This window comes from Furfurilactobacillus sp. WILCCON 0119, assembly GCF_053471565.1.
In genome coordinates, this window is sequence record NZ_JBPCCV010000004.1 from 7971 (window position 1) to 24343 (window position 16373).

Annotated in this window: 14 protein-coding genes and 1 riboswitch; of the genes, 2 read left to right on the plus strand and 12 right to left on the minus strand. The window is 46.7% G+C overall.

The window, feature by feature from the left end:
• Window positions 1-230: 230 nt before the first annotated feature.
• From ACRYI5_RS07160 to ACRYI5_RS07180, 5 genes are all read right to left on the minus strand, one after another.
• Window positions 231-1088, minus strand: a complete 858-nt coding sequence (locus tag ACRYI5_RS07160) for a hypothetical protein (protein ID WP_448224799.1) — start codon at window positions 1086-1088, stop codon at window positions 231-233.
• Window positions 1089-1090: 2 nt separating this feature from the next.
• Complete coding sequence (locus ACRYI5_RS07165) at window positions 1091-2992, minus strand: ABC transporter ATP-binding protein (protein WP_448224800.1); 1902 nt, start codon at window positions 2990-2992, stop codon at window positions 1091-1093.
• Entirely contained in the window at window positions 2992-4722 is a 1731-nt protein-coding gene (locus tag ACRYI5_RS07170; protein WP_407881116.1) for an ABC transporter ATP-binding protein, read from the minus strand. The genes ACRYI5_RS07165 and ACRYI5_RS07170 overlap by 1 nt, the downstream gene beginning before the upstream one ends.
• Before the next feature lie 340 nt (window positions 4723-5062).
• On the minus strand, window positions 5063-6358 hold the full coding sequence (gene purB / locus ACRYI5_RS07175; RefSeq protein WP_448224801.1) for an adenylosuccinate lyase: 1296 nt from the start codon (window positions 6356-6358) through the stop codon (window positions 5063-5065).
• A gap of 31 nt (window positions 6359-6389) precedes the next feature.
• Window positions 6390-7679, minus strand: coding sequence for an adenylosuccinate synthase (locus ACRYI5_RS07180; protein ID WP_448224802.1), 1290 nt, complete (start codon window positions 7677-7679; stop codon window positions 6390-6392).
• Window positions 7680-7892: 213 nt separating this feature from the next.
• Here ACRYI5_RS07180 and ACRYI5_RS07185 point away from each other — a divergent pair, with 213 nt between their 5' ends.
• Complete coding sequence (locus tag ACRYI5_RS07185; protein WP_448224803.1) at window positions 7893-8864, plus strand: GMP reductase; 972 nt, start codon at window positions 7893-7895, stop codon at window positions 8862-8864.
• Window positions 8865-8918: 54 nt separating this feature from the next.
• On the opposite strand, the gene ACRYI5_RS07190 is transcribed toward ACRYI5_RS07185, so the two are convergent.
• The 4 genes from ACRYI5_RS07190 to ACRYI5_RS07205 all read right to left on the minus strand — a co-directional run bounded on the left by ACRYI5_RS07190 (window position 8919) and on the right by ACRYI5_RS07205 (window position 14160).
• On the minus strand, window positions 8919-10229 hold the full coding sequence (locus ACRYI5_RS07190; RefSeq protein WP_448224804.1) for a nucleobase:cation symporter-2 family protein: 1311 nt from the start codon (window positions 10227-10229) through the stop codon (window positions 8919-8921).
• A gap of 3 nt (window positions 10230-10232) precedes the next feature.
• Window positions 10233-10814, minus strand: coding sequence for a xanthine phosphoribosyltransferase (locus ACRYI5_RS07195; RefSeq protein WP_448224956.1), 582 nt, complete (start codon window positions 10812-10814; stop codon window positions 10233-10235).
• Window positions 10815-10881: 67 nt separating this feature from the next.
• Window positions 10882-10979: riboswitch (purine riboswitch) on the minus strand.
• A gap of 50 nt (window positions 10980-11029) precedes the next feature.
• Window positions 11030-12823 carry a glycerophosphoryl diester phosphodiesterase membrane domain-containing protein gene (locus ACRYI5_RS07200; RefSeq protein ID WP_448224805.1) on the minus strand — a complete coding sequence of 598 codons (1794 nt, stop codon included), beginning with the start codon at window positions 12821-12823 and terminating at the stop codon, window positions 11030-11032.
• Between the two features lie 164 nt (window positions 12824-12987).
• Window positions 12988-14160 (minus strand): serine hydrolase domain-containing protein, encoded by a 1173-nt coding sequence (locus ACRYI5_RS07205; protein ID WP_448224806.1) that lies wholly within the window; start codon window positions 14158-14160, stop codon window positions 12988-12990.
• 307 nt (window positions 14161-14467) lie between these two features.
• Between ACRYI5_RS07205 and ACRYI5_RS07210 the strand changes: the two genes are divergently transcribed.
• A complete protein-coding gene (locus tag ACRYI5_RS07210; RefSeq protein ID WP_407881124.1) occupies window positions 14468-14650 on the plus strand; it encodes a hypothetical protein in 183 nt (60 codons plus the stop codon).
• Window positions 14651-14789: 139 nt separating this feature from the next.
• Here the strand turns inward: ACRYI5_RS07210 and ACRYI5_RS07215 are convergent, their stop codons facing one another.
• The 3 genes from ACRYI5_RS07215 to ACRYI5_RS07225 form a co-directional block, all read right to left on the minus strand.
• Window positions 14790-15446, minus strand: coding sequence for an MIP/aquaporin family protein (locus ACRYI5_RS07215; RefSeq protein ID WP_448224957.1), 657 nt, complete (start codon window positions 15444-15446; stop codon window positions 14790-14792).
• Between the two features lie 168 nt (window positions 15447-15614).
• Complete coding sequence (locus ACRYI5_RS07220; protein WP_448224807.1) at window positions 15615-15947, minus strand: hypothetical protein; 333 nt, start codon at window positions 15945-15947, stop codon at window positions 15615-15617.
• An 81-nt stretch (window positions 15948-16028) separates the two neighbouring features.
• On the minus strand, window positions 16029-16247 hold the full coding sequence (locus tag ACRYI5_RS07225) for a hypothetical protein (RefSeq protein ID WP_407881128.1): 219 nt from the start codon (window positions 16245-16247) through the stop codon (window positions 16029-16031).
• Window positions 16248-16373 lie beyond the last annotated feature (126 nt).

The window sequence follows — 16373 nt, forward strand, 5'->3', positions numbered from 1 at the left end:
GCTAGCGCAAACGCGAAACAAATTTTAGACTTCGACTCCTGTAAGACAAACAGCCCCCTCACTGACATGGACCGTCAGTTTGGGAGGCCACGTTTTTTGCTAGCGCAAACGCGAAACAAATTTTAGACTTCGACTCCTGTAAGACAAACAGCCCCCTCACTGACATGGACCGTCAGTAAGGGGGCTGTTTGTTTTACAGGAGGGAGCCTTAACAAAATTTGTTTCGCTCTCTACTTTGTCATAAAGATATAAATATCCGCACTCGACAAGCCGATTGTGAACTTCACGCCCTTCGAGTAGATGGGATCAATGTTTGTTGAACCCTTTTTGGCCTTCCTTGTTTCCTTACCGAAGTCCTTCATCACCTTCTTGGCGTCCGCGCCCGTTCCATTAACAAGTAACGCAAAGCTGGTTCCAAACTTCTTTTGACCACTCTTTTGCTTAAAGTTCTTTGTTGGCACGATCATGGTCGATCCCATCACCTTACCATCCTGCACGTTCATCCGGATCTTATAATCCTTGGTGCTCACAACGGTGTGCACACCATTTGACGGTGTTTTGGTTGGCAACAGCTGGCCTTTGACCTGTTGGTTAGCTGTCGCCATGGCCGTTTGAACGTCCTTTTGTAAACTTTGCACCGTGGTCATCGCCTGCGCACTTGGTTGTTGCTTCAGACTTGCGGCAGCGGCCTGCAACTGAGCGGCCTTCTTTTGGTCAGCCGGGCTTAATTGCGAACCAGCCAACGCTTGGTTAAACGACGTTCGGAGTGTTTGGTAATCTGCGAGTGCCGTTGCGGCCGCAACATGAACCGTTTTGTGGTCACTGCCAGCCGTTAACTTCACCTGCTGGTTCTTCGTTGAGCTGGGCACCTGAATGACAAACGTTCCGTTGCGAACAGTCAGCGTTTTCTTAGCCTGATCATCCACTTGATACGTGACCTTTTTGGCACTTGTGTTTCCTTTTACAGCCGCAACCATTCCATTTTGGTGATACGTTGTCTTAGTCGTCGTCAGTGATGTCCGACCACAACCGGCCAAACTCAGGGCCGAAACGGCGGCAGCAAATAGCATTAATGATTTTCGTTGCACGACTATTCCTCCCCTTCATCCATACTGATGTTTCCAGAAAATTGACTATTGTACAGGTCCGCATAGAACCCATTTGCAGCCATCAACGCTTCATGGTTTCCGGTTTCAACCACAGACCCATGATTCATAACAATGATGTTATCAGCATTTTGAATGGTTGATAGCCGGTGCGCAACAACGAAACTCGTCCGGTTTTCAAGTAACTGTTCCATCGCGTGTTGAATCTGCACTTCTGTCCGCGTATCAACAGAACTTGTTGCTTCATCCAAAATCAAAATTTCAGGATCAGCCACAAACGCCCGGGCAATGGTCAATAATTGCCGTTGCCCTTGAGAAATGTTCGACGCCTCTTCATTCAAGATGGTCTTGTAACCGTCAGGCAGTTTCCGAACAAATTCATCCACGTGCGCTGCCTTAGAGGCGGCCAAAATGTCGTCATCCGTGGCATCTTCACGACCGTACTTCAGGTTATCCCAGATTGTTCCCGTAAATAACCAGGTATCTTGAAGCACCATCGCAAAGTGGGACCGCAGATCTTCACGATCTAAGTCACGCGTATCGACCCCGTTTAACCGGATCGAACCACCACGGACATCATAAAACCGTTCCAGAAGGTTAATGATCGTTGTCTTCCCAGCACCAGTTGGTCCCACAATGGCAACTTGTTGACCGGCCTTAACGCCAAGGTTGTAGTCCGTCATCAATAATTCATCGTCGTAACCAAACTGAACGTGGTCCAACGTCAGCAGATTCTGATCATCCGTTTGGGGTGCCAAACCGGACTTCGTTTCCTGCATTTCCTCTTCATCAAGAACATCAAAAACCCGTTCGGCAGAGGCAATGGTTGATTGAATCGTGTTCAGTAAGTTTGCTAATTGTGAAATTGGTTGTGAAAACTGTTGAGTGTATTGCAAGAACGCCTGAACGTTCCCTAAACTAACACTCCCGTTTGCCACTTGAATCCCACCGACAATGGCCACAAACACGTAACCAATGTTATTCAGGAACATCATTAATGGCATGATGACCCCTGAAATAAATTGGGCCTTCCAAGCAGCGCCAAAGTAGGCTTTATTCTGCTTTTCAAACTCAACAATGGCGTCGTCTTCCTTATTGAAACTCTTAACCACTTCGTGACCAGAATAATTTTCTTCAACCTGGTCGTTGATCAATCCTAAGCTCTTTTGTTGTTGACCAAAGTAACGTTGTGACCGTGGTGCAACAATCCCTACAACCACTAAACTCAGTGGAATCGTTACTAACGCGATCAACGTTAACTGCCAACTGATCGTCAGCATCATCCATAACGTTCCAACAAACGTCACCAGACTGGTAATGGCCTGCGTTAAACTTTGTTGCAGCGTGCTGGCAATGTTATCCATATCATTAACCGCACGACTCATGATGTCCCCGTTGCTGTGCGTATCGTAATACTTAATCGGCACAACCCGCATTTTGCCCTTAAAGGACCGCCGCAGTTTATAAACAGTGCGTTGCGAAATCCGGGTCATGATGAATTGCTGAAGGAAGCTAAAGACCGCAGAGGCAAGGTACATCATCAAAACAATGACAATGATCTGAAAGACCTTATCAAAATTGATTGGCCAGTGACTCATGTTGATGCCGGCCTTTTGTTGTGCCGTCCCCTTCATGATCCCCTTGTAAATTTCAGTCGTCGCTTTCCCTAAGATCTTTGGCGTCCGAATTTGGAAAATAACGGATGTGATCGCAAAGACCAGGACCAAAAGCATTCCCAACCACCGGTCAGACATGTAGCGCATCAGGCGAATAAAGGTTGGCCAGAAATGATTGGCCTTTTCAACCAATCCGGCACCGCCACCAGGGCCATGACCGGGTCCGCCTGCTGGACGTGGTGCGTTTGTTTGTTTCGCATTTTGACTCATTAGAGACCTGCCTCCCCTTCACGTAATTGAGACCGCATGATTTCTTGGTAAACCTTGTTCGTTTCTTTCAGTTCGGCGTGGGTTCCCTTACCAACTAACTTTCCGTTATCAAGAACCAAAATCAAGTCTGCATCGGCCACCGTTGCAATCCGCTGGGCAACAATGACAACAACACTTTGTTGGATTCGGGCATCTTGCCGTAAGTCACCACGTAGCTTTGCGTCTGTTTTAAAGTCCAAGGCAGAAAAAGAATCATCGAAGACATACACACTCGCATGCTTAACCAATGCCCGGGCAATGGCCAAACGCTGCCGTTGTCCACCAGAGAAGTTCCCACCACCCTGTTCAACGTGGGCATCAAGGCCACCTTCTTCTTTAACAAAATCTGTCGACTGGGCAATGGCCAGTGCCTGCCAGATTTCGTCATCAGTGGCGTCATCCTTACCGTATTTCATGTTGTCACGAATGGTTCCTGTGAACAGCGTTGCCTTTTGCGGCACCATGGCGACGTGTTCATGAAGCTCCTTGACGTTTTGTTGACGAACATCGACACCGTCAACACTGACAGCCCCCTGTTCGACATCAAAGAATCGGGGAATCAGGTTGATCAAGGTTGTCTTCCCTGAACCAGTTCCCCCGATGATGGCGACCGTTTGACCGGCTTTGGCACTAAAATCAATATCCGTCAGCGCTGTTTGTTCAGCCTGTTGGTACCGGAAATCGACGTGATCAAATGCCAAACTCTTTGCAGCGGTTGCTGGTTCTGTCGCTGTTTTCGGATCATTAATTGTTGATTCTAATGACAACACTTCCTGAATCCGCGTTGCCGAAGCGGCTGCCCGTGGCAGAAAGGCCATAATCATTGCTAGCATCATGAAACTCATCAACACTTGCATGGCATACGTCATGAACGCGATCATGTTCCCAACCTGCATGGTCTGCGTGCTGATCAATTGACCCCCGAACCAGACAATCGCAACGTTTGTCCCACTCATGACCAACGTCATCACTGGCAGTGCAAACGCCACAATGGTATTAACCTTAATCGAATTCTTTGTGTAATCTTGGTTCGCTTCTTCAAACCGATCTTGTTCAAACTTGTCCTGACGAAAGGCCCGGATGACCCGAACACCCGTCAGTCCCTCACGGAAAACTAAGTTCAACCGGTCTGTTTTCGTTTGCATTGCCCGGAATAATGGAATGGCTAACCCCATGATGACACCAATACAAATAAGTAACACTGGAATTGAAACCACGAAGATCAGGGACAACTGATGGCTCTTGTTATAGGCTAAGAAACTGGCACCGATCAACATAATTGGCGCCATAATCATCATCCGCAAAGCCATCATGGCCACGTTTTGAATTTGAACCACATCGTTTGTTGTTCGCGTAATTAATGATGATGTTTCGACCTTGTTAAACTCATCGTTGGAAAAATTCATAACCTTCCGGTAAATGTCACTCCGTAAGTTTTGACCCAACTTTTGTGATGAGCGTGCTGCCAAAAACACGTTACAAATTGCGGCAGCAACCGATAGTACAGAAAATCCGATCATTTCGAACCCGATTTTCCAAATGTAGCTAATGTCCCCCTTGGCCACACCATTGTTGACGATGTCAGACGTCAAACTTGGTAGGTTCAAGTTGGCAACGACCTGAACAATCATGAATAAAACGGCACCCAGTACCGCCCATGATGAAATTCGGCCCTTTGCTATTTTCAGCATTTAGCACGTTCCTCCTACTTCTACACGATAGTTATGTAACAACATTCATTTCCGATAATGCCACTCATTATGCACCATTAACGGCGGAATCAACCCCATTTGCCGCAAATAATGCTGCAAATTAATTCACGTTAACGCACATAGATGAATAGTACACGTTTTGCGGGATTTCACAAAACGTTTCGAATGGAAACAGTAACGAGTATAGCACTAACTCTTTCGCTAGGAAACAATTGTTTATTGCCCCCGTTTACTTCGACTTAAAAACGTCAATAAGCGTAATCCGGCTTCTTCCAGATTACGCTTATTGACGTCATGCTTGTTCCACGTGAAACGGTCCTTATTCAATGCCCACCCGGGCAAAAATCTCATCAACATAGCGAAGGTGCCGCTGCACATCAAATGCCTGCGCGATGTCCGTTGGCGTCAAATGTTCATTAACATAGTCGCTTTGTTCCACCAACGTTTTAAATGGCGTTCCCGTTGTCATCGCTGTTTGGGCTAACTGTTGGACATGATCATACGCAACTTCACGGCTCAATCCTTGATCAATTAACGCTAACAACACCTGCTGGCTAAAGACAAGACCACCGCTCGCGTCAATGTTTGCCTGCATTCGTGCTTCATTGACCACTAAGTTACCGACAATTTTGTTTAACCGGGTCAGCATGTAATCCAGTAATTCAGTGGTGTCCGGCAAAATAATGCGTTCAGCTGAGGAATGCGAAATGTCCCGCTCATGCCACAACGCAACGTCTTCAAACGCCGTCATCATGTGCCCCCGGATGACCCGAGCTAAACCAGTAATGTTCTCTGAGCCGATTGGATTATGTTTGTGCGGCATGGCCGACGAACCCTTTTGACCAACACTAAACGGTTCAGCCACCTCGCCTAATTCCGTTCGTTGAAGCCCCCGAATTTCGGTCGCAAAATTCTCTAGGCTTGTCGCAATCAACGCCAACACGCTCATGTAATGGGCATGAAGATCCCGTGGCAACACCTGGCTGGTTACCGGTTGGGCCCGAAGACCTAACTGGTCACAAACGTCCGCTTCAACTTGTGGCGGAATGTTGGCAAACGTTCCAACTGCACCACTGAGTTCCCCCACCGCCATCTCAGCTGCCGTGGCTTTGAACCGTGTAATGTCACGATTAAGTTCATCCACCCACCGGGCAAGTTTCAGGCCAAATGACATTGGTTCTGCCTGAATACCGTGGGTCCGACCCATCATGGGAACGTTTCGATACCGTTTGGCCTGCGCGATAACCGTGGCCCGCAACGTTATCAAGTCAGCTAGCAATAGGTCATTCGCGGCTTTTAGCTGGAGCGCTTGGGCGGTATCCACCACGTCAGTGCTTGTCAGCCCATAGTGCACCCACTTGCGCTCATCGCCTAATGACTCCGACAACATGCGCGTAAAGGCCACCACGTCATGGTGCGTTTCTGCCTCGATTGCCATCATTCGGTCCACATCAACCTTCGCATTGGCTTTCAATGCATCGACATCAGCTTGCGGAATTTTCCCCTGATTGGCCCATGCCTGGCACGCTGCCAACTCAACGGCCAACCATTGATTTAATTTTTCTTCCTGTGACCAAACTGCGCCCATTTCTGGTCGAACATACCGATCAATCATGTTTGCTCTCAACTTTCTTCATTAAATAACGTTATTTTACCCAGACATCCTGCAAAATCATGGTCTGTTCACGATCAGGGCCAACGGACAGGGTTACCAGTTCTAATCCCGTTAGCGCCGTGATCCGTTCAACATAGTGTTGCGCATTTTCTGGCAATTCGTCAAACGTCTGGCACTGCGTAATGTCTTCTGTCCAGCCAGGCAACGTTTCATAAACAGGTTCGCACCGCAGTAGGGCCTCGCGACCAGCTGGATAACGATCAATCTGTTCACCATCAAGTTTATATGCCACACAAATCTTCAACTCTGGCAGCCCACTCAACACATCCAAGCAGTTCAACGCCAAATAGTTTAGTCCCGAAACACGTTTAGCATGCCGGAGCACCACTGTATCGAGCCAGCCGATCCGCCGGGGGCGTTTCGTTACCGTTCCAAACTCATGGCCGACTTCCCGAATGTGATTCCCAATTTCATCATTTAATTCTGTTGGAAATGGTCCCGCACCAACCCGTGAGGTGTACGCCTTGGCCGTTCCAATAACGGATGTCACCTTATTTGGGCCGACACCGCTCCCGATTGTCACCCCACCGGCCACCGGATTTGAGGACGTCACGTAGGGATACGTTCCGTGATCAATATCCAGCATTACACCCTGGGCCCCTTCAAAGACAACCCGCTTTCCTGCGGTCAATACCTCATCAAGAATCGCTGAAGTATCGGCAACGTACGGTTGTAACCGTTTTGCGTAGCCTTGATATTCCGTTAGTAGCGCCTCAAAATCTAGTGGTTCAGCACCATACAGCTTTGCCAAGAGTTCGTTTTTCGCAGCCACATTTCGGGCAAGCAATTCTTTAAACGTCGCTTCTTCTAGTAAATCTGCAATCCGAATGCCCGTCCGTGAGGCCTTATCCATGTAAGCTGGGCCAATTCCCTTATTCGTCGTTCCAATTTTATGCCCATGCTTTCCCGCTTCTTCCAGTTGATCCTGTAAGATATGGTACGGAAAAATCACGTGGGCACGGTTCGAGATCTTCAACTGCGCTGTTTTAACGCCACGGTCATGCAAGTAATCAAGTTCGGCTAATAAACTTTTCGGGTTAATCACGACCCCGTTACCAATCAAACAGGTCTTATCTGCTTCAAAGATACCCGATGGCAATAACTGAAGTTGATACTTTTCACCATTGAATGTAATCGTATGTCCAGCGTTATCACCACCTTGGTACCGGGAAACAACATCGGCTCCTTGACTCACAAAGTCCGTAATCTTTCCTTTTCCTTCATCGCCCCATTGACTACCAACGATCACTACAGCTGTCATCTTTTCACCTCAAATTAGAATTGTCGAACAACAAAGAGAATTGTAACAGCAATCATTCGGATAATCAACAAAAGCAGAATAAAAATAACGATTTTAATTTTATTGTTCTTTTTTTGGTGAATTTACGTTTGACATTCTCTTTTTTTACGGTTATTGTACTCCTGTTGACGAACTTGATTTACATTCCCGCTAAGAAAGAGGTTCTTGTTCAATATGGAAATTTTCGATTACGAAGATGTGCAACTAATTCAGAACAAATGCTTAATTGATAGTCGGACCGAAGCCGATCCAACGACCGTGTTCGGCGGTCATCATTTTAAGCTTCCCGTTGTCCCTGCTAACATGGCCACCGTTATTGATGCACCGTTAGCCACCTGGTTAGCCGAACATGGTTATTTTTACATCATGCACCGGTTTAACCCAGAGACACGGTTAGCATTTGTTCAATCGATGACTGAAAAAAACCTCATCAGTTCCATTAGTGTTGGTGTTAAAGAAGAGGAATATTCGTTTATTGATACTGTTGTTGCCGCCGGCTTGACACCAGATTACATTACCATCGACATCGCTCACGGTCATGCCAACAGTGTCATTAAGATGATTCAATACATCAAGGCCCAGTTACCCGGTAGCTTCGTGATCGCCGGAAACGTCGCCACTCCCGAAGCTGTCCGTGAACTTGAAGACGCTGGTGCCGACGCAACAAAGGTTGGTATTGGGCCCGGGAAGGCTTGTATCACTAAGCTTAAAACAGGTTTTGGAACCGGCGGCTGGCAGTTAGCAGCGGTTCGGTGGTGTGCTAAGGCCGCCCGCAAACCCATTATCGCTGATGGCGGAATTCGTCATAATGGTGACATCGCAAAGTCATTACGCTTTGGCGCCAGCATGGTCATGGTCGGTTCACTCTTTGCCGGCCACAAACAATCACCCGGAACAGATCTAATGATCAACCAACGTCATTTCAAACAGTATTATGGTTCTGCCTCCGCACAACAAAAAGGCGCTCATAAAAACGTGGAGGGAAAGGATCTGTTAGTTCCTTACCGCGGTGACATCAACGACACCCTTAATGAAATGACGGAAGATCTTCAATCCTCCATTTCCTACGCAGGAGGAAATGATTTAACGGCACTTAAAACCGTTGATTACGTTCTGGTTCGCAACACCATTACAAATGGTGACTAATAAAATTCAAAAGGGACGCCCCGTTTATAAACGAGGCGTCCCTTTTAAATTATGTTATCGTTCTGAGACCGGGTTGACATGCTGTTCACGTTCCGGACGTAGCAACGCGTTAAGGATAACGGCTGTAACACTAGCCATGACGATTCCGTTACTCAATAATAGCTGCGCCGTTTTTGGTAACGTTTGGAAAATGGCTGGTTGAACCGTGACCCCTAGCCCTAAACCAATAGAAACAGCTGCCACCAGCAAATTTTTATTGTTACGAAAGTCGACACGGCCCAGCATCCGCACACCCTGTATGGCAACCATGCCAAACATCACAATCATGGCACCGCCAATTACTGGTGCCGGGATAATCGTTGCTAGCGCCCCAACCTTCGGCAACACGCCTAGCGTCATCAGGAAGCCCGCCGCGTAAATCACCGGTCGACGACCCTTTATCCCAGACATTTGCACCAGGCCCACGTTTTGTGAAAACGTGGTGTATGGGAAGGTATTGAAAATGCCACCCAGGGTCACAGCCAATGCTTCAGCACGGTACCCTTTTTTTAAATCCTTTTCTTCAACCGGCCGATTCATGATGTCCCCCAGTGCGAAGAACACCCCGGTTGATTCAACCATTGAAACCAATGACACCATGATCATCGTCAAAATTGAGGAAAGTTCAAAATGTGGTGCCCCGAAATAAAAGGGTTGGGGAAGGTGGAACCAACTAGCCGCCAACACTGGTTTCAGGGAAACCATTCCCACCAAACCAGCAACCACGGTCCCGGATAACAGACCAATCAGGACGGCAATTTGCCGAATAAAGCCTTTTCCCCACACGTTACAAGTAATAATTGTCGCCACGGTCAGGAACCCAACACCAAGATTAACCGGGGAGCCAAAGTTCTTCGCTGCTACATTCCCGCCACCTAAGTTAAGAAACGCAATGGGAATCAACGTCAACCCGATTACCGTAATAACAGTCCCCGTGACCAATGGTGGAAACAACTTACGCAGTTTAGCAAACACACCCGCAATCAGAAAGATAAAAATTCCGGCGGCAATGATCGCCCCGTACATCGTTCCAATCGTGAAGCGTTGGCCGATCATCTGTAAGGGTGCCACTGCCTGAACCGCACAGCCAAGCACGACAGGAAGGCCAATCCCAAAAACACGGTTTGTAAAGATCTGAAGAAACGTTGCCAATCCGCACATAAAAATGTCGACGGAGACTAAATACGTCATCTGTGAGGCATTAAAGTGAAGCGCTCCACCGATGAGTAGTGGCACCAAAAGCGCACCTGAATACATCGCTAATAGATGCTGTAATCCCAACATTGCCGCATGTGATTCCTGAACTGCTCTTCGCTGTTGTGCCATGTGTTATTCCCCTTCGTGTGAAAAGACAACGTGACCATCCTCAAATCCTGCAATACTGGCTAACGCTAACAACGGAATCCCTTGATCGACAATCAATTCATGCCCCCGCTGGAACCGTTTTTCGATCACCACGCCAACGCCACTAACACTGGCCCCTGCGCGTTGACAAATCTCTAGTAATCCGGTGACGGCCTGACCGTTGGCCAAAAAATCATCGATAATAAGCACCCGGTCATTTTTATCAAGAAAATGCTTTGAAATTGAAATCTGGTTCTCGACTTGCTTGGTGAATGAGTAGACCTTCGCCGTGTATAAATCATCCGTGAGGGTCAAACTTTTGTGTTTTCTCGCAAAGACCATTGGAACTCCTAGCGCCAAACTTGCCATCAACGCTGGTGCAATTCCGGACGATTCAACCGTCAGCACCTTCGTTATCCCACTCGTGGCAAAACGCTCAGCAAACGCTTGGCCCATGTCACGCATAAGTTGCGGATCCACTTGATGGTTCAAAAACCCATCAACCTTTAAAATATCCTCACCCAACACGCGACCTTCTGATTGAATTCGTTCTTCAAGCTGTTTGATTACGATAACCTCCATTTTTAAATACAAAAAAGCTCCTTTCGCGAACCACGCAAAAGAAGCTGATAAAATCATCGCTAATTTTGCTTATAGTCCGGAATTTAAGGTTCCAGGTAGAGACAGCCATCCATATCATGGCCCTATATAAGCTTTTTCGTACACTGTTTTGAACTTGTGCTTCACAGGTTATCACAGGAAATGACTTCCTGCAACTCCCTTTATTGATATTCGTTAATGTTTTGGGTGCCATATTCAAACAGTTGGTTGGCGTAATCACGATCACCCTGTTGCTGTTTGATCTGCGCCTTTAAGGTTCCCAATTGGTCCGTAATGACCCCGTCAACGTCCATGGCCATCACCTTTTTCATGTTATCTGGATCATTAACGGTCCACGCAAACACCTTCTTATTTTGACGGTGCGCACTGCTGACAAACCGGTCATTTAGCGTTGTGTATTCCATGGTGTAAAAATCTGCTTTGGTTTGTGGCAAGCCCACAAAGTTATATGGCAAAATGTACCCCACCGTTAACTGCGGCCGTTGCGTTTTCAACTGCTCAACAATGCCATAATCCAGTGAGTGAATAATATCATGGTGTGCCAACAGTGAGTCACTATACCGTGAAACAAAGCGTTTCACTAAGGCATGCCGATCCTGACCACGATTCATTTTAATTTCAACAAGCAGTTTTTGGTGCATATCATGTGCAGCTTGCAGGTACGCGTCAAATGAATCAATCTGAGCCTGTTCGCCGTTTTCATGAATTTGTGTCTGGGTCAAACTAGCCAGCGATTGCTTGGCAACGGCCCGGTTCTCACCAGCAAGCCCGCTCAAGTTTGGATCATGCATCACCACAAATTTATGATCGCGCGTTTCCTGAATATCCATCTCAACGTACGCCGGGTGCTCTTTATGCGTTTTAGCCAGTGCACCCACCGTATTTTGAATCCCATTGCCATCGTCAACACCGCGATGAGAAATGGTTTGCGGGTCAACAATCAACAGCCCGGCAAAATAACTATACCCATAGCCTGCCATCGTAATCGCAACGACGGTCACAGCCACTGGAACCGCGATTCGCCACCACGTTTTTGCCTTGACCACCGGCAGATCCGGTAGATCAGTTAGCGCCTGCACATCGTACATACTCATCAACTGCACACTAAGGTCCAACACCCACACGGTTGCCAAAATCGAAATGGTATAACTCACTAATGACAAGAGGTTAAAGTTAATGATGGCCGCCGTCAGGGCAACGGTATGCCCCTGACCGTCAAACCAGCGCTGCCCACCATAAAAGGCCCCCAGCATTAAGGCATACAAAACGGCAATACTGGCAATAATCCCGATGAGGCGCACCGTGATCCACCAAAAGCGCCCCCACGTTCGTTCCCATGATTGACGCACGGCCTGCCGGACGGTCGTTCGCTCAAACATTAAAATAGGAATAACGAGTAGCAAACGATTGCCAAAATAATAACCAGCAACATAGGCCACCACGAGTAACCCAGTCAGGAGCGGTTTCGTTAAAATAAATTCAACAATGAATTCCGGGACCTGAACCTTTGCCAATAACGGGGTGTTGATGAAATTCCCACCAAACGGCACGATCAGTAAAAAGTACAGGATAAAGAACCCAAACGTCCCCACCGATAACCGTGGCAAGCGATGTGTCAGTTCACCCAGAATTTGCCGAATCGTCGGCCGCTGATGTTTCCGCTGGTAGGCCACCATTAACAACAAGTATGAAAATTGCAGATAAATCGCAATCATCATTACCAGTAAAAGACCAACCAACGCCACAATTGCCCACGGATGGGCCTGAGCAACAGCGCCAACGTTGTCATAGGATAAATACGGAATTTGACTCCACCGTAAAATCCCCGCTCCTAACCATGAAAACAGTGGAATCATCAATGCGTAGACCACGATTGCGGTAAACGAATAATGTTTGAAAAAATACCAAAATGCGCGTAAAAATCGCCAAATACTGATGCGTTTTGTCCCCTTCATGCCCTTGCTCCTCTAAATAAACTCAAACCCTTTGATTTCATTATCCGCGCATTAACGAAAAAATACTTTCTTTTTTTATTTAATCCGCGCCAAGATAATAACGGCACCGGTAAAAAACTACCGGTGCCGTTATTACGTAAATCAATATCCGTGAAGCTTACTCATTATTTTTGTGATTCATTTTTATTGTTTAAAAACAGCTGAATGTACAATTGTTCCGCAAACGGTTTAATTGAATGGTCACTACGGTAAGAATTTCCTAACATGATCACCGCATCTTGACCATCCTTTGAGACACACGACATCGATTGATAACCGTAGCCAAGACCGTGATTCACCGCTGCATCATACAAGTTATAGGTTCCACCACCATACGTACTTGAACTTCCAGACGTGTACAACGTTTTGACAGCGGCTGGTGAGATAACCTTGCCTTGCAACACGCCGCTTATCAGCGTGTACAGATCGCGCGCTGACATGGCAACCCGTCCCGTTCCAAGTTCGTCATGCCAAAAGGCATCAGGGGTTACAACTGCCTTCCCGTAATCAACGTCACCCGCGCTATTTCCTTCATAGGCAACCGCGACATGCTGATCCGTTGACGGCATGAACACCGTTTGCTGTAAACCAAACCGGTGAACAAACTGCTTTTCAAACAGCGTTTGGTACGACTTACCGGTGATTTTCATTAACACACCAGCCAGTAAATTGTAATTGACCTGTGCGTAGTGCCACTTCCCATACATGTTCTGGTCAAACGTCACGTGGTTAAGATCATAATTGACCACTTCTGCGTCCGTCTCAACCATTGTTGGCCCAACTGGATCCGCTAAATGTAACCCGGAAGTCATGTCGAGCATTTGCCGAATGGTAATTTCGTTGGCATGCGGTAGCGTTGGGTAAAAACGGCTAATATGATCGTCTAAAGAAAGTCGATGTTTTTGAACCTGCTGCATGATCAACGCTCCCGTAGCAAGCTTTTGAATCGAATCAATGGGGTACGCTGTATCCTGGCGATTCTGTCGTTTTGTGGCTGCATTTGACTGACCAAATTGCTTTTCGTACATCACCTTACCATGACGAACGATCAGGACAGACCCAACGAACCGAATTTGCGCCATCTTGTCATCTAACGAAGCAGCCTGGCTTTTATCTAGGTCCACCGCCATTTTTTGTGCCGTCCATGTTGGTGTCGCGGCTTTAGTCGACCGCTGCTTTGCTGGCGCAACGCTTGACCGTGTTGTTCGATGAACTTCATGATTAACAACACTCCATGCTGCCAAACTTGCAATCAAGACCAGGATCACAGCACCCCAGACTTTCACTTTCTTTGACATGACTCCTAAACCCCCGAATTATCTTTATGCCGTGCAATTATAACAGTCTTCCTGGCCTTTTCCCATCGTTGTCATTAATTCCAAGAATTGTTTAACTTTACATGATGATTAAATCTTTAATTGCGAATAATTTTGTTATTTTAGCTTATTACTTCACCCATAGTGAGATGCCCCAGATGTTCACTCGGACTAGCTCTTTTTCTTTATCAATCCTTACGAAACAGCTACTTGTATCCACGAAAAAACGTGCTAGAATTTGGTCACGGTTAATAATAACCGACACGTTAACATTTAGGAGGGTCCTCAAATGGGACTATTAATTGGACTAGCTCTGTTACTTATCTTTGGGCGGTTCATCGGTAAAACGATTTTTTGGGTGTTAGGCACCGTGGTTGTTATCGCTGCCTTTCTGTTCTTCATTCGCATCGCTTTTTGGCTTGCGTTACTTTTCGCCGTCATCGGTGGCCTTTCATTTTTAAGTCGAACTTAGCCCACTCACATTAATTAAAATTTTCTGACTACTGTGGCGCCTGCTTAGGCAATCGCGCCCAAATAAAAATAGCCACCTTCCCAATGGGACGGTGGCTATTTTTATTTGACGTTAGCTTATTGTTTCACGTGAAACCTGATTATTCAGCTTCACTGCCAAGCCACCGACCAACAACGGCCGCAATTGCTGCACCAAGAACTGGTGCCACTAAGTAAACCCAGTAGTGTGCCAATGCTGATCCACCTGCAAAGATGGCTGGACCAAAACTACGGGCTGGGTTCAATGAACCACCCGTTAAGTTTAAGGCGACTAAGATCAAGAATCCTAGTGTCAACCCAATGGCCAATGGTGCCATTTGAGCGTTACCGTACCGTTTGCTGGTCACCATTAAGATAACAAACACAAATAAAAATGTAATCAGTGTTTCAGTTGCAAACGCTGCGCCAGCAGAAATGTTTGGAAAATCTGTTTGGCCGAATCCAACCCGTTGTGGTAGGTTCAGTGCATGCTTCATCATGCCAATCACCGCAGAACCGGCAATTGCGCCTAAAAATTGCGAAATCACATATTTAACTGCATCGATCGCACTCAAGCGACCGTTGATGAGCATTGCAACGGACACTGCAGGATTAAAGTGACCACCCGAAATGCCACCCACTGCGTAGGCCATCATCGTAATCGCCAATCCAAATGCCAACCCAATTGCTAGTGGTCCCCCCTTAGTCAGGGTCACCGTTCCGGTCCCAATAAAGACCAGCATAAACGTTCCAAGAAATTCAGCTACTGCGTTCTTCATCATTATCGCCTCCAATGATAGATGTTTTTTTGTAACCTATTCATGGTACACCAAATATGCTTGATAAAGATAACAAACAACCTCGTTAACTATTTAATTACATAAAATACATTGATTTACGACGAAAAAACCACTGCCATTACTGGCAGTGGTTTTATATGCTCACTTCTATTGATGTTGCTCTGCAATTACTCGAATCCGTCGTCCAGCAGTCCACAATAAAATACTGGAGATCCATGACGCCAAGATGAGGCTAATAACCGCCTGCCAGTAAAAGGCATTCGGTCTGGTTAACCACTGCTCGCTGATCTGGTTCACCTTCGTGTACTGCCAAACACCGACAATTGCCGGCACTAAAACAATCAAGTACACCGTAAAGTTTGCACCAGAGGACATCATCGTCCATGCCAGTACAACACCAACAAAAATATTAATAAGACCCGCCCATTTTAGTAACCCACGGACGGCGCCAACTGCCTCGTCATGCCACTGTTGATTCATTGAAGATTCGTCCTTTGCTGTAAAGTTGATCTTTACATTATCCCACACTTCCAGCAAACAAACTACTTTCTCCCGGCAGGATTAACCTTGGTGTTCTTTCAAGACTTTCTCACCCAGCGGGGTTAATCCAGTCACAGTGAAATCCGTTGCTTCAATGTATCCAGCCTGGATCAATGGGCGTGGATTACCACCAATTGCATTGTCACAGTAATCAACAAAGTGGCTCAACGGGGTTCCCGACTCCACGCGCCCATCTGCAATGGCGCTCAAAATGTCAAAATCTGTTGCCGTTAATTCCATTATCTTCACCCTCCTTTTTATTTGCTATCAGTATACCCAACTTGTTAAACAACAGGCATTATCATTCCTCATAACTTTAATCTATTAATTTAATTAGCAAACGACAGGCACATTATTCGCGAGCTT

Excerpts from the sequence above, each read along its gene's own strand:
- ACRYI5_RS07165 (WP_448224800.1), bottom strand. The coding sequence starts at position 2,992 with ATGAGTCAAAATGCGAAACAAACAAACGCACCACGTCCAGCAGGCGGA.
- ACRYI5_RS07170 (WP_407881116.1), bottom strand. The coding sequence starts at position 4,722 with ATGCTGAAAATAGCAAAGGGCCGAATTTCATCATGGGCGGTACTGGGT.
- purB (WP_448224801.1), bottom strand. The coding sequence starts at position 6,358 with ATGATTGATCGGTATGTTCGACCAGAAATGGGCGCAGTTTGGTCACAG.
- ACRYI5_RS07180 (WP_448224802.1), bottom strand. The coding sequence starts at position 7,679 with ATGACAGCTGTAGTGATCGTTGGTAGTCAATGGGGCGATGAAGGAAAA.
- ACRYI5_RS07185 (WP_448224803.1), top strand. The coding sequence starts at position 7,893 with ATGGAAATTTTCGATTACGAAGATGTGCAACTAATTCAGAACAAATGC.
- ACRYI5_RS07190 (WP_448224804.1), bottom strand. The coding sequence starts at position 10,229 with ATGGCACAACAGCGAAGAGCAGTTCAGGAATCACATGCGGCAATGTTG.
- ACRYI5_RS07200 (WP_448224805.1), bottom strand. The coding sequence starts at position 12,823 with ATGAAGGGGACAAAACGCATCAGTATTTGGCGATTTTTACGCGCATTT.
- ACRYI5_RS07205 (WP_448224806.1), bottom strand. The coding sequence starts at position 14,160 with ATGTCAAAGAAAGTGAAAGTCTGGGGTGCTGTGATCCTGGTCTTGATT.
- ACRYI5_RS07210 (WP_407881124.1), top strand. The coding sequence starts at position 14,468 with ATGGGACTATTAATTGGACTAGCTCTGTTACTTATCTTTGGGCGGTTC.
- ACRYI5_RS07215 (WP_448224957.1), bottom strand. The coding sequence starts at position 15,446 with ATGAAGAACGCAGTAGCTGAATTTCTTGGAACGTTTATGCTGGTCTTT.
- ACRYI5_RS07220 (WP_448224807.1), bottom strand. The coding sequence starts at position 15,947 with ATGAATCAACAGTGGCATGACGAGGCAGTTGGCGCCGTCCGTGGGTTA.
- ACRYI5_RS07225 (WP_407881128.1), bottom strand. The coding sequence starts at position 16,247 with ATGGAATTAACGGCAACAGATTTTGACATTTTGAGCGCCATTGCAGAT.